The sequence below is a fragment of the Streptomyces sp. 2P-4 genome (genome assembly GCF_030167965.1).
GTDB classification, from domain to species: Bacteria; Actinomycetota; Actinomycetes; order Streptomycetales; family Streptomycetaceae; genus Streptomyces; species Streptomyces globosus_A.
This window is the reverse complement of sequence record NZ_CP095011.1, coordinates 4143258-4154901: the sequence shown is the minus strand read 5'-3', so window position 1 is coordinate 4154901 and position 11644 is coordinate 4143258. Positions and strand designations below refer to the sequence as shown.

The window sequence follows — 11644 nt, the reverse complement described above, 5'->3', positions numbered from 1 at the left end:
GAGACCCATCAACCCTGTGTGTCGATACGCTCACACTTCATGCCCGGAGTCCCCACAGCCCCAGACATGTCCACCGAGCCCCGCCCCGTCTACGTCATAGGCGCCGGCCCCGGCGGCCTGGCCGCGGCCACCGCACTGCGGGCCCGCGGGGTGCGCGCCGTGGTCGTGGAGAAGGCGGACGAGGTCGGAGCCTCCTGGCGCGGCCACTACGACCGCCTGCACCTGCACACCACGCGCCGCCTGTCCGCGCTGCCCGGGCTGGCCATGCCGCGCCGCTTCGGCCGGTGGGTGTCCCGGGACGACGTCGTGCGCTACCTGGAGAAGTACGCCGATTTCCACGAGTTGGAGATCGTCACGGGCGTCGAGGTCACCCGCATCGAACGCGCGGCCCCGGAAGCCGCCGGGCCGGATCCCGCCGCGGCCGGCGGCAAGCCGGCGCGACGGCGGCGGGTCCGCCGCAGCCGGGCCGCGGCCGCGGCGGACCCGGGCTGGCTGCTGCACGCGACCGGCGGGCGGGTGCTGGCCGCACGCGCCGTGGTGGTGGCGACCGGCTTCAACCACACGCCCGCGCTGCCCGACTGGCCGGGCCGGGAGGCGTACGGGGCCCGGCTGCTGCACGCCCGCGACTACCGCAACCCGGGCCCGTACGCCGGCCAGGACGTGCTGGTGGTCGGCGCGGGCAACACCGGCGCCGAGATAGCCGTCGACCTCGCCGAGGGCGGCGCGGCGCGGGTCCGGCTGGCCGTGCGGACCGCCCCGCACATCGTGCGCCGCTCCACCGCCGGGTGGCCGGCGCAGCGCACCGGGATCCTGGTGCGGCGGCTGCCCGTGGGGGTGGTGGACCGGCTGGGCCGGGCGGTGGCCCGGGTGTCCGTCCCGGACCTGTCGGCGTACGGGCTCCCCCGCCCGTCGACCGGCCTGTACAGCAGGGTCCGGGAGGGGGCGATCCCGGTGCAGGACGTCGGGCTGATCGACGCGGTGCGCGCGGGCCGGGTGGAGCCGGTGGCGGCGGTGGCCTCGTTCGACGGCGGGGAGGTCGTCCTCTCGGACGGCTCGCGCATCGCGCCCGACGCGGTGGTGGCGGCGACCGGCTACCGGCGCGGCCTGGAGGGCCTGGTCGGCCACCTGGGCGTGCTGGACGGCCGCGGCCGCCCCCTCGCGCACGGCCCGCGCACCCTGCGGCAGGCGCCCGGCCTGCACTTCACCGGCTACACCAACCCGATCAGCGGCATGTTCCGCGAAATGGCCCTGGACGCCGACCGCATAGCGGCGGCCCTCTCCCGCCACCTGGGCATCCGCCCGCCGGGCAAGGGCCGACGCGAGGACGCGGGACTGCCCGGCACCGGCCTCCCCCCGGTGGACCCGCTGGCCTGACCCCGGCGGGCGCCGGGCAGGCCCTGCACCTGCCCGGCGCCCGCCCGCGGCGGCAGCACACATCCCCTGCGGGCGCCGCCCGCCGCCGTGGAGCTCGGCCGAATCGCGGCCTGGACCGGTCGCTCGCCGTCTGGGAGCGTTCCACACACCACCTCCACCACCTTTCGCGCGCAGCAGTGTTCCTGACGGCCCGTCAGTTCAGTAGTCTGAAACTGATTACTCGTCAGTTACCGGGTCCCTTCGAGCAGGAGCGGGCGAAGCGATGCTTGGATCTACTCACGGCACCCTCACCACCGACCTCCGTGCGCGCGTCGAGGCCTGCGGGGAGACCCCCCGGGCGGCCGTCCACTGCACCGCCCCCGCGTCCGCCGGGGACGCCGTCCCCCTCGATGTCAGCGGGCGGCCGCTGCACTCCGACGCGCCGGATCTGGACCGCCTCTTCCGGCCCGAATCGGTCGCGGTGGTCGGCGCCTCCGACACCGACGGCCGCCCGGCCGCCGGGATCACCCGCCGGCTCATCGCCTGGGCCGAGCGCGTCGGCGCCCGCATCCACCCCGTCCACCCGGCCCGCTCCGCCGTCTACGGGCTCCCCTGCCATCCGGCCGTCGGCGCGCTGCCCGAGCAGGTGGACCTCGCCGTGCTGCTCGTCGCCGACCCGCTGCCCGTCATCGAGGAGCTGGCCGAGGCCAAGGTGAAGTTCGCCGTCGCCTTCGCCTCCGGCTTCGCCGAGACCGGCGCCGAGGGCGCCGCCGCGCAGGACGCGCTCGCCGCCGCGGTGCGCCGCTCCGGCCTGCGCCTGCTGGGGCCCAACACCAACCTCAACGCCTTCGAGGAGTTCCGCGACGACCTGGAAGGCCCCGCCATCGCGCTCATCACCCAGTCCGGGCACCAGGGCCGCCCCGTGTACGCCCTCCAGGAGCTCGGCATCCGGCTGTCGCACTGGGCGCCCACCGGCAACGAGGCCGACCTGGAAACCGCCGACTTCCTCTCCTACTTCGCCGAGCGCCCCGAGGTCGGCGCCATCGCCGCCTACGTGGAGGGCCTCAAGGACGGCCGCTCCTTCCTGCTGGCCGCCGACCGGGCCGCCCGCAACAAGGTCCCCGTCGTCGCCGTCAAGGTGGGGCGCACCGAGACCGGCGCCCGGACGGCCGCCTCGCACACCGGGAAGCTCACCGGCGCGGACGACGTCGTCGACGCCGTCATGCGCCAGTTCGGCGTCATCCGCGTCGACGGCCTCGACGAACTCCAGGACACCGCCGCCCTCCTCGCCCGGGCCAAGCCGCCCACCGCCGACGGCGTCGCCGTCTACTCCATATCCGGCGGCACCGGCGCCCACTTCGCCGACCTGGCCGCCGCGGCCGGACTGCACCTGCCGACCCTCCCGCAGGCCCGGCAGGACGAGCTGCACCAGTGGATACCGGCGTACCTGAGCACCGCCAACCCGATCGACAACGGCGGCCACCCCGTCGGCGACGAGCGCGGCCGGAAGATCATCGACGCGATCCTCGCCGACCCGTCCGTCGGCGTGCTCGTCTGCCCGATCACCGGGCCGTTCCCGCCGCTGAGCGACCGCCTCGTCCGCGACCTCGTCGACGCCGCCGAGCACACCGACAAGCCCGTCTGCGTCGTGTGGGGCTCGCCCGTCGGCACCGAGGACGCCTACCGCACCACCCTCCTCGGCTCCTCCCGCGTCGCCACCTTCCGCACCTTCGGCAACTGCATCACCGCCGTGCGCGCCTACCTCGGCCACCACCGCTTCACCGCCCGCTACCGCTCCCCGTTCGCCGACGCCCCCCGCACCCCCTCCCCCTCGTACCGAAAGGCGCAGGCGCTGATGCGGCCCGGCGAGCAGCTCAGCGAGCACGCCGCCAAGCAGCTGCTGCGGGCGTACGGCATCCGCGTGCCGCGCGAGCAGCTCGTGACGAGCGCGGCGGCCGCCGTGCGGGCGGCCGGGCTGGTCGGCTACCCGGTCGTCATGAAGGCGTCGGGCCCGCAGCTCGCGCACAAGACGGAGCTGGGCCTGGTGAAGATCGGGCTGACCTCGGCGAGCCAGGTCCGGGACGCCTACCGGGAGCTCACGGACATCGCCCGCTACGAGGACGCCCCGCTCGACGGTGTCCTCGTCTGCCAGATGGTGCAGCGCGGCGTCGAGATGGTCGTCGGCGTCACCCGGGACGCCCTGTTCGGGCCGACGGTCACGGTCGGGCTGGGCGGGGTCCTCGTCGAGGTGCTGCACGACGCGGCGGTACGGGTGCCGCCGTTCGGCGAGGACCAGGCGCGCGCCATGCTCGCCGAGCTGCGCGGACGGGCCCTGCTCGACGGGGTCCGCGGGGCGCCGCCCGCCGACACCGACGCGCTCGTCGAGGTCGTGCTGCGGGTGCAGCGGATGGCGATGGAGCTGGACGGGGCCTTGTCGGAGCTGGACATCAACCCGCTGATGGTGCTCCCGCGCGGGCAGGGCGCGGTGGCTCTGGACGCGCTGGCCGTGTGCCGGTGACCGCCGCCGGGCCCGCCGGGCGCCCCCTCGACGAGCAGGTGCTGCACCGCATCGAGAACGGTGTCTCCTGGATCACCCTCAACCGCCCCGAGGCGATGAACGCCGTCACGTGGGAGCAGCGCGAGCGCCTCATCGGGCTGCTCGACGCCGCCTCCGCCGACCCCGCCGTGCGGGCCGTCGTCCTCACCGCCGCCGGCCGCGGGTTCTGCGCGGGCGCCGATCTGCGGGCGGGACCGCGTACGGGCGGCGGGGGCGGGCAGCGGGTCGCCGGCGACGTGGCGCGGATGATCCGGCAGGGGGCGCAGCGGCTGGTCACCGCGGTGCTCGACTGCGAGAAGCCGGTGGTCGCCGCCGTGGGCGGGACGGCGGCGGGGATCGGGGCGCACCTGGCGTTCGCGTGCGACCTGGTGGTCGCGGCCGAGTCGGCCCGCTTCGTGGAGGTGTTCGTACGCCGCGGCCTGGTCCCCGACGGCGGGGGCGCGTACCTGCTGCCGCGGCTGGTGGGGCCGCAGCGGGCCAAGGAGCTGATGTTCTTCGGGGACGCCGTCCCGGCCGCCGACGCGGCGCGGCTCGGGCTGGTCAACCGGGTCGTGCCCGACGGCGAGTTGGAGCGGTGCGCGCGGGAGTGGGCCGAGCGCCTCGCGCAGGGGCCGACGCGGGCCATCGCCCTGGCGAAGCAGCTGGTGAACGCCTCCCTGGACGGGGACCGGGCGGCGGCCCTGGCCGCGGAGGCCGCCGCGCAGGAGATCAACATGGCGACGGCCGACGCGGCCGAGGGCGTGGCGGGCTTCGTGGAGCGCCGTACGCCTAAGTTCCTCGGCCGCTGAGCGGGCGGGGCCGCGGCTGGGGGGGCCGCCCGCTACATCCGCGGGTCGGGCCTGAGCAGGGCGAACACCGCTCCGAAGGGGTCCGCCAGCCAGGCGATCCGGCCGACGTCGGGGACGTCCACCGGCGGCATGAGGGTGCTCCCGCCGGCGCGGTCGGCCGCCGCGGTGGTGGCGTCGGCGTCCGCGACGTGGAAGTAGGGCACCCAGCGGGGCCGCTCGCCGCCCCGGTCGCCGCCGGCGGCGTCGCCCATGGGGGCGACACCGCCGAAGGACGCCTGCTCCTGGTCGCCCTCGCGGACGCTGAGCACCCGGTACGTCATCCCGGGCGTCTGCATCTCCTGGCTGCGCCAGCCGAAGACGCCGCCGTAGAAGTCGAGGGCGGCGAGCGGGTCGGGCACGTGCAGCTCGGCCCACAGCAGGCTGTTCTCGGCGGACGCCACCTCCAGGCCGCCGGACTTGCCGGGCTGCCAGAGGGCGAACTCGGCGCCCTGCGGGTCAGTGGCCTGCGCGAGCCAGCCCTCGCCCATCACGTCCGTCGGCTCCATGCGGATGCGGCCGCCGCCGTCGCGGATCGCGCGGACGGTGTCCTGGATGTCCTCGGCCATGAAGTGGACCATCCAGGCGGAGGACGCGCCCTCCTCGGTCAGCGGGCCGAGGGCCGCGACGTTCCTGCCGCCGATGCGGAAGAACCCGTAGCCGCCGCCCTCCGCGGGGCCCGGCTCGTGGTCCCAGCCGAAGACGCGGTTGTAGAACGCGCCGGCCGCGGCGGTGTCGGGGCTCCCGAGGTCGAGCCAGTTCGGTGAGCCATGGGTGAAGTCGGTTCCGAGCACGGTTCCTCCTGCGGGTGCGGCGCGGTTCGCGGACGGGTCGGGAAGGGGTCGGGAACGGGCCGTCGGGGCGGGTGGCCGGGACAGGTCCGGGGCCACCTTGCCGAGCGGCCGCGGCGCGCCCGGCCCGCCGGGCGGGCCTGCCGGCCCGGTTCACCCGTACGGCGGACCCAGCGCGGGCGGGCCGGGTCCGGGGCCCGGGCGGCGCAGGGCATCCCGGTGCGCGCCCCTTCCTATCTGATGGCCCGTCAGCTTCAATCGTCGTGTGATGGGACACGCAGGGATGGCGGCCGCCGCCGTCCGGTACCTCAGGTCCGCGGGCTCCGCCTCCGCCGCGCGCGAGCCGTCCGCGCTGCCCCGGGCCGACCTGCGGGCCGTCGGCGCGGACGAGCGCGCGCCCGTCGGAGCCGCCGGGTTCCGGGCCGTCCTCGGGCACTTCGCCAGCGGCGTGACCGTCGTGACCGCCCCGGCCGACGAGGACGGCACTCCCGCCGGGTTCGCCTGCCAGTCCTTCGCCTCGCTCTCCCTCGACCCGCCGCTGGTCGCCTTCATGGTGGCGCGGACGTCGGCGACCTGGCCGCGGATCGCCCGCGCCGGGGTGTTCTGCGTCAACGTCCTCGGCGAGCGGCAGGACGGGCTGTGCCGGCAGTTCGCGGTCAGCGGCGGCGACAAGTTCGCAGGCGTGGCGCACACGCCCGCGCCCGCGACCGGCTCGCCGCTCCTCGCCGGCGTCCCCGCCTGGATCGACTGCCGCGTCCACGCCGTGCACACCGGCGGCGACCACCTGATCGTCGTCGGCCGGGTCGAGGCGCTCGGCGCGCCCGGCGGGGACGGCCCGCTGCTGTTCCACCGGGGCCGCTTCGGCCGCTTCACCGCGTGACGCCGCGCACAGCGCTGCCCCGGCCCGCCGCTCCCGGGTCGGGGCGGCGGGCCGGGGCAGCGGTCGAGGCGGGCCGGGGCGCGGCGGGGCCCCGCGTCAGAACGTGAGGACGGCGCGTGCCACGCGCCCGTGCCGGGCGTCGTCCGCGGCCTTGGCGAAGTCCTCCACCGGGTAGGCCGCGCTCACCAGCTCGTCCAGGAGCAACCGGCCCTGCCGGTAGAGGTCGGCGTAGAGGGCGATGTCGCGCTGCGGGCGGGAGGACCCGTACCGGCAGCCCATGATCGTCTTGTCGAGGTACATCGACGACACGCGGAAGGACGCCTCCGCGCCGGCCGGCGGCACCCCGAGCAGGACGGCCTGCCCGTGCCGGTCCAGCAGGTCGACGGCCTGCCGGATCAGGCGGACGTCGCCGACGCACTCGAAGGCGTGGTCCGCGCCGGTCGGCAGGATCTCCCGTACGGCGGCTTCGGCGCCGCCGGCGGAGGCGTCGACGAAGTGGGTGGCGCCGAAGAGCCGGGCCGCCGCCTCCTTCGCCGGGTTCGCGTCGACGGCGACCGCGGTCCGCGCCCCGGCGAGCCGGGCGCCCTGGAGCACGTTGAGCCCGATCCCGCCGGCGCCGATGACGACGACCGTCTCGCCGTGCCCGACGCGCGCCCGGTTGAGGACGGCCCCGACCCCCGTCAGGACGCCGCACCCGATCAGCGCCGCCGACGTCAGGGGCACGTCCTGCGGGATCCGCACCGCCTGCACCGCCCGCACCACCGTGCGTTCGGCGAAGGCGGAGTTCGACGCGAACTGGTGGAGCGGCTCCCCGGCCCGGCTGAACGGCCGCCCCGGCATCCCGATCGCCTTGCGGCACATCGTCGGCCGGCCCCGGTCGCAGTCCGCGCAGGCCCCGCAGTTGGCGAGGGTGGACAGGGCGACGTGGTCCCCAGGCGCCACATGCGTCACACCGGCCCCTACGGCCTCGACGATGCCGGCGCCCTCGTGCCCCAGCACCACCGGCCGCGGGAAGGGAATCGTCCCGTCGACGACCGACAGGTCGCTGTGGCACAGTCCGGCCGCGGCCACCGCGACGAGCACCTCCCCCGGTCCGGGACCGCGGACCTCCAGGTCGTCGACGACCCGGACCTCCCTGCCGTCGAACACGACACCCCTCATGCGTTCACCGTGCCTCTCCGGGCAGGCCGAGCACCCGCTCGGCGATGATGTTCCGCTGGATCTCGTCCGAGCCTCCGTAGATCGTGTCGGCCCGGCTGAACAGGAACAGCCGCTGGTCCTCCCCGAGCCCCTGCTCGTACGGGAGCCCGGGCGCCCACGGCACCGTCCCGGCCGCGGCCGCGGCACCGCGGACCGCCACCGCCAGCTCCCCGAGCCGCCGGTGCCAGCCGCCCCACAGGAGCTTCGCGACACTGGGCGCGCCCGGATCGGCGGGGGCGCGTCCGGAGGCGGATGCGGATGCGGATGCGGCCAGGGTGCGCAGGGCGTGCCAGCGCATCGTGCGCAGCTCGGCCCACTGGCGTACGAGCCGGTCGTGCAGGACGGGATCGGCGCCCCCGCCGTCCGCGGGGCCGGCGGGGCCGGTGCGGGCGGCGTACGCGGCGAGGACGCGGTCGAGTTCGGCGGCGAAGCCGATCTGCTGGACCAGGGTGGACACGCCGCGTTCGAGGGCGAGGAGGCCGGTGGCGACGGCCCAGCCGTTGCCCTCGCCCCCGACGGCCGCCGCGGCGACGGCCCCGTCGAACCAGACCTCGTTGAACTCGGCGGTCCCCGACATCTGCCGGATCGGCCGCACCTCGACGCGGCCGGGCTGGTCCATCCGCACGAGGAGGAACGACAGGCCGCGGCGGCGCCGCGAGGCCGGGTCGGTGCGGGCGAGGACGAAGCACCAGTCGGCGTCCCGCGCAAGGGAGGTCCAGGTCTTCTGGCCGGTGACCCGCCACAGCCCGTCGGCGGGGTCGCGGACGGCCGAGGTCCGCACCCCGGCGAGGTCGGAGCCGGCGCCGGGCTCGCTGTAGCCCTGGCACCACAGCTCCTCGCCGCGGGCGATGCCGGGCAGGAAGCGGTCCTGCTGCTCGCGGGTGCCGTGCGCGACGAGGGTGGGGGCGAGGAGGTTCTCGCCGATGTGGCCGACCCGGGCGGGCGCCCGGTGGGCGGCGTACTCCTCGGCCCACACGACCTGCCCGGTGAGCGAGAGCCGCTGCTGCCCGTACCTCCCGGCGGGCAGGGCCCAGCCCTGGCCGATCCAGCCGCCGCGGCCCAGCTCGCGCTCCCAGGCGCGGCGCGCCGCCACCTCCTCGTGCTCGCTGCCGGGCCCGCCGAGGCCGGCGGCGCGGGCGTACGGGCCCACCAGGTGCCCGATGAGCCAGGCGCGGGCGCGGGCGCGCAGGGCGTCGTCGGCGGCGCCGAAGGCGAAGTCCACGTCCGGGCCTCCTCTACGGGCGGGCGTTGGGGCGTTCCTTGGCGGCCGCCGCCCTGGCCATGGCGTCGAGCCGGTCGAGCATCGGCATGGGGTCGGTGCCGACGGTCCCGGGGAGGAAGTCGGCGATGCGCTGCGGGGTCCAGGGGCCGTCGGCGTAGCCGGCGCGCAGTTCGCGGGGCTGCGCCCAGACGGCGATCTTGGGGCCGGCGACGGTGTACACCTGGCCGGTGATGCGCTCCCCGCCGGCGGCGACGGCCTTGTCGCTGAGGAGGTAGGTGACGAGCGCGGCGACGTCCTCGGGCTCGCCGATCTCCTTGAGCTCCATGGGGACGTTCGCGGACATGCGGGTGCGGGCGACGGGGGCGACGGCGTTGGCGGTGATGCCGTACTTGTGCAGGCCGAGTGCGGCGGACCGGACGAGGGAGATGATGCCGCCCTTGGCGGCGCTGTAGTTGGCCTGGGCGACGGAGCCCTGGTGGTTGCCGCTGGTGAAGCCGATGAGGGTGCCGCAGCCCTGCCGGCGCATGACGGCGGAGGCGGCGCGGAAGACGGTGAAGGTGCCCTTGAGGTGGGTGGCGATGACCGGGTCCCACTCCTCCTCGGACATGTTGAAGAGCATTCGCTCGCGGAGGATCCCGGCGACGCAGACGGCGCCGTCGATGCGGCCGTAGCGGGCGAGGGCGGTGTCGACGAGGCGGCGGCCGCCGTCCATGGTGGAGATGTCGTCGGTCACGGCGACGGCGTCGCCGCCCGCTGACTGGATCTCCTTGACGACCGCTTCGGCGACTTCGCCGGTCGGGTCGCCGCCGGCGATGCCGACGCCGTGGTCGCCGACGACGACCTTGGCGCCCTCGGCGGCCGCGGAGAGGGCGACGGCGCGGCCGATGCCGCGCCCGGCGCCGGTGACGGCCACGACCTTGCCTGCCAAGAAGTTCCCCACGCCGGACCCCTTCCCGCGGTTTCTGACGGACCGTTAGATTTTATGGGCAGCCGGACACGGGTGCACAAGCCCCCGTGCCCCTCCGCCGCGAGGAGCTGATGAGGACCATGGCCCTGCCCGCCGAGTTCCACGGGATCGCCAAGCGCGTCAACAACTGGGGCCGCTGGGGCGCCGACGACGAGAGGGGCACGCTGAACCTGATCACGGACGAGGTCGTACGCGCGGCTGCCGCCGAGATCCGCACCGGCCGGCGCATCCCGCTCGCCCTCCCGCTGAAGGAGGACGGCGTCCAGGCGGGCCTCATCCCCGGCCGGATCAACCCGCTGCACACGATGGTGCAGATCAACCAGGAGCTCTTCGGGCCCGGCGGCGTGGCGTGCAGCGACGACACCGTGACGATGGGCCTCCAGGCCGGCACCCACTGGGACGCCCTCACCCACGTCTCGCACTCCGGCCGCATCTACAACGGCCGCCCCGCCGACACCATCACCGCGCACGGGCGGGCGCAGTTCAGCGGCATCGACAAGGCCGGCCCGATCGTCTCCCGCGGCATCCTGCTGGACGTGGCGCGCGCCAAGGGCGTGGACCGCCTGCCGGGCGGGCACGCGGTGACCCCGGAGGACCTGGCGGAGGCGGAGGCGCTCACCGGCACGACGGTCCGCCCCGGCGACATCGTCCTCGTCCGCACCGGCCAGATCGCCCTCTGCCTGGCCGGCGACCGCCACGGCTACGCCTTCCCCTCCCCGGGCCTGTCGATCCGCACCCCGGAGTGGTTCCACGCCCGCGACGTGGCGGCCGTCGCCAACGACACCCTGACCTTCGAGGTCTTCCCCCCGGAGACCGAGGACCTCTGGCTCCCGGTCCACGCCCTGCACCTGGTGGAGATGGGCATGCACCAGGGCCAGAACTGGAACCTGGAGGAACTGTCCACAGCCTGTGCAGAAGCACGCCGGTACACCTTCCTCCTCACCGCGGCCCCCGAGCCGTTCGCGGGCGCGGTGGGCTCCCCGGTCGCCCCGGTCGCGATCCTGTGACCGGGGCCGCCCGCTGCGGCCCGGCCACGGCCGGTGAACCGCCGGCCGCGACAGCGGCGGACTCGGACCGGGTCACATCCCCTCTCAGGGCCGGCAATCCCGCGATTCCAGGTGGAGACCGTCGGCCCCGCCAGGGGAGCGTCAACCCGCCTTGGGAGCGAGCTTTGCGATCTGCTGGTAGGAGACGTGCAGCATGGCACCCGCATCCCTCACGGTGACCGTCTTGGTAAGTTCGACCGCCGCTGCAACCAAGGCCTTGCGCGCCCTCGCGGCGGCTCAGTGCGCCTCCTCCCTGGCCCTCTCCGCTTCAACGATCAAGGACGCCATGGTCGGGTCGGCCGGGCGCATCGCAAGCTCGAACGAGTCCTCGTCGATGTCGAGCAGGACGGCAACGGCTTCCCTGGCCATCCGCTCGGCCTCTGCCCACGTGCGGCCCTGGGTGGCGCCGCCGTACCCCTTCGGCAGGTTGTCAAACGAAACGGACCACCACTTTCCGTCATGACGCGCGGTCGCGCGGTACACGGTCATTCCTCTCCTTTCCTGACCGCCTCTGGAGTGGAACAAGGGGTCGGAACCGACGGGGTCGATACCAGTGACCCCACCGGTCATCGATCACACCCCTTCCGCCGCCCGAATATCGCTCGAGCTGTCCCTTCAGCGATCTCGTTGTGCCGCGGGACGATCAGGCGAGCGCCCTTGAGGTCGTAGACCTCGTGACTTCCACCTTGTCTCACCAACACAAGATCACTCCCCTTCTCCGCAGCGATTGCGCGGAGTGTTCGGAGGAGATCCCTCTTCTTCACACAGCGAGATAGACAAATTGTGTCTACTCATGGAGACATA

At 75.1% G+C, this 11644-nt stretch carries 11 protein-coding genes; 5 read left to right on the top strand and 6 right to left on the bottom strand.

Going from position 1 to position 11644, the window contains the following annotated elements; genetic code table 11:
• The first annotated feature begins 66 nt into the window (after positions 1-66).
• The 3 genes from MUK52_RS18390 (at position 67) to MUK52_RS18380 (ending at position 4698) form a co-directional block, all read left to right on the top strand.
• Complete coding sequence (locus MUK52_RS18390; protein WP_284578344.1) at positions 67-1374, top strand: flavin-containing monooxygenase; 1308 nt, start codon at positions 67-69, stop codon at positions 1372-1374.
• Between the two features lie 262 nt (positions 1375-1636).
• Positions 1637-3871 carry an acetate--CoA ligase family protein gene (locus MUK52_RS18385; protein ID WP_284578342.1) on the top strand — a complete coding sequence of 745 codons (2235 nt, stop codon included), beginning with the start codon at positions 1637-1639 and terminating at the stop codon, positions 3869-3871.
• Positions 3862-4698 carry an enoyl-CoA hydratase/isomerase family protein gene (locus MUK52_RS18380; RefSeq protein ID WP_114057977.1) on the top strand — a complete coding sequence of 279 codons (837 nt, stop codon included), beginning with the start codon at positions 3862-3864 and terminating at the stop codon, positions 4696-4698. Before MUK52_RS18385 ends, MUK52_RS18380 begins: the two co-directional genes overlap by 10 nt.
• A gap of 32 nt (positions 4699-4730) precedes the next feature.
• Here MUK52_RS18380 and MUK52_RS18375 read toward each other — a convergent pair whose 3' ends face one another.
• Positions 4731-5528: a VOC family protein gene (locus MUK52_RS18375; protein WP_114057978.1), complete on the bottom strand. Its 798-nt coding sequence runs from the start codon at positions 5526-5528 to the stop codon at positions 4731-4733.
• Positions 5529-5808: 280 nt separating this feature from the next.
• On the opposite strand from MUK52_RS18375, the gene MUK52_RS18370 reads away from it, so the two are divergent.
• A complete protein-coding gene (locus MUK52_RS18370; RefSeq protein ID WP_284581724.1) occupies positions 5809-6405 on the top strand; it encodes a flavin reductase family protein in 597 nt (198 codons plus the stop codon).
• 96 nt (positions 6406-6501) lie between these two features.
• On the opposite strand, the gene MUK52_RS18365 is transcribed toward MUK52_RS18370, so the two are convergent.
• The 3 genes from MUK52_RS18365 to MUK52_RS18355 are packed head-to-tail and all read right to left on the bottom strand — an operon-like array spanning position 6502 to position 9767.
• Positions 6502-7566 carry a Zn-dependent alcohol dehydrogenase gene (locus MUK52_RS18365; RefSeq protein ID WP_284578340.1) on the bottom strand — a complete coding sequence of 355 codons (1065 nt, stop codon included), beginning with the start codon at positions 7564-7566 and terminating at the stop codon, positions 6502-6504.
• A 4-nt stretch (positions 7567-7570) separates the two neighbouring features.
• On the bottom strand, positions 7571-8827 hold the full coding sequence (locus MUK52_RS18360) for an acyl-CoA dehydrogenase family protein (RefSeq protein WP_284578338.1): 1257 nt from the start codon (positions 8825-8827) through the stop codon (positions 7571-7573).
• 13 nt (positions 8828-8840) lie between these two features.
• Positions 8841-9767: an SDR family NAD(P)-dependent oxidoreductase gene (locus tag MUK52_RS18355; protein ID WP_114057982.1), complete on the bottom strand. Its 927-nt coding sequence runs from the start codon at positions 9765-9767 to the stop codon at positions 8841-8843.
• A 107-nt stretch (positions 9768-9874) separates the two neighbouring features.
• Between MUK52_RS18355 and MUK52_RS18350 the strand changes: the two genes are divergently transcribed.
• Positions 9875-10801, top strand: coding sequence for a cyclase family protein (locus tag MUK52_RS18350; RefSeq protein ID WP_114057983.1), 927 nt, complete (start codon positions 9875-9877; stop codon positions 10799-10801).
• Positions 10802-11077: 276 nt separating this feature from the next.
• On the opposite strand, the gene MUK52_RS18345 is transcribed toward MUK52_RS18350, so the two are convergent.
• Together MUK52_RS18345 and MUK52_RS33185 are read right to left on the bottom strand one after the other, a co-directional pair.
• Positions 11078-11329: a type II toxin-antitoxin system HicB family antitoxin gene (locus MUK52_RS18345; protein ID WP_284578335.1), complete on the bottom strand. Its 252-nt coding sequence runs from the start codon at positions 11327-11329 to the stop codon at positions 11078-11080.
• A gap of 77 nt (positions 11330-11406) precedes the next feature.
• Entirely contained in the window at positions 11407-11535 is a 129-nt protein-coding gene (locus tag MUK52_RS33185) for a type II toxin-antitoxin system HicA family toxin (protein WP_350206379.1), read from the bottom strand.
• Positions 11536-11644 lie beyond the last annotated feature (109 nt).

Bases quoted from the DNA above. Each gene is read 5' to 3' on its own strand.
- MUK52_RS18390 (WP_284578344.1), top strand. From the start codon at position 67: ATGTCCACCGAGCCCCGCCCCGTCTACGTCATAGGCGCCGGCCCCGGC.
- MUK52_RS18385 (WP_284578342.1), top strand. From the start codon at position 1,637: ATGCTTGGATCTACTCACGGCACCCTCACCACCGACCTCCGTGCGCGC.
- MUK52_RS18370 (WP_284581724.1), top strand. From the start codon at position 5,809: ATGGCGGCCGCCGCCGTCCGGTACCTCAGGTCCGCGGGCTCCGCCTCC.
- MUK52_RS18365 (WP_284578340.1), bottom strand. From the start codon at position 7,566: ATGAGGGGTGTCGTGTTCGACGGCAGGGAGGTCCGGGTCGTCGACGAC.
- MUK52_RS18350 (WP_114057983.1), top strand. From the start codon at position 9,875: ATGGCCCTGCCCGCCGAGTTCCACGGGATCGCCAAGCGCGTCAACAAC.
- MUK52_RS18345 (WP_284578335.1), bottom strand. From the start codon at position 11,329: ATGACCGTGTACCGCGCGACCGCGCGTCATGACGGAAAGTGGTGGTCC.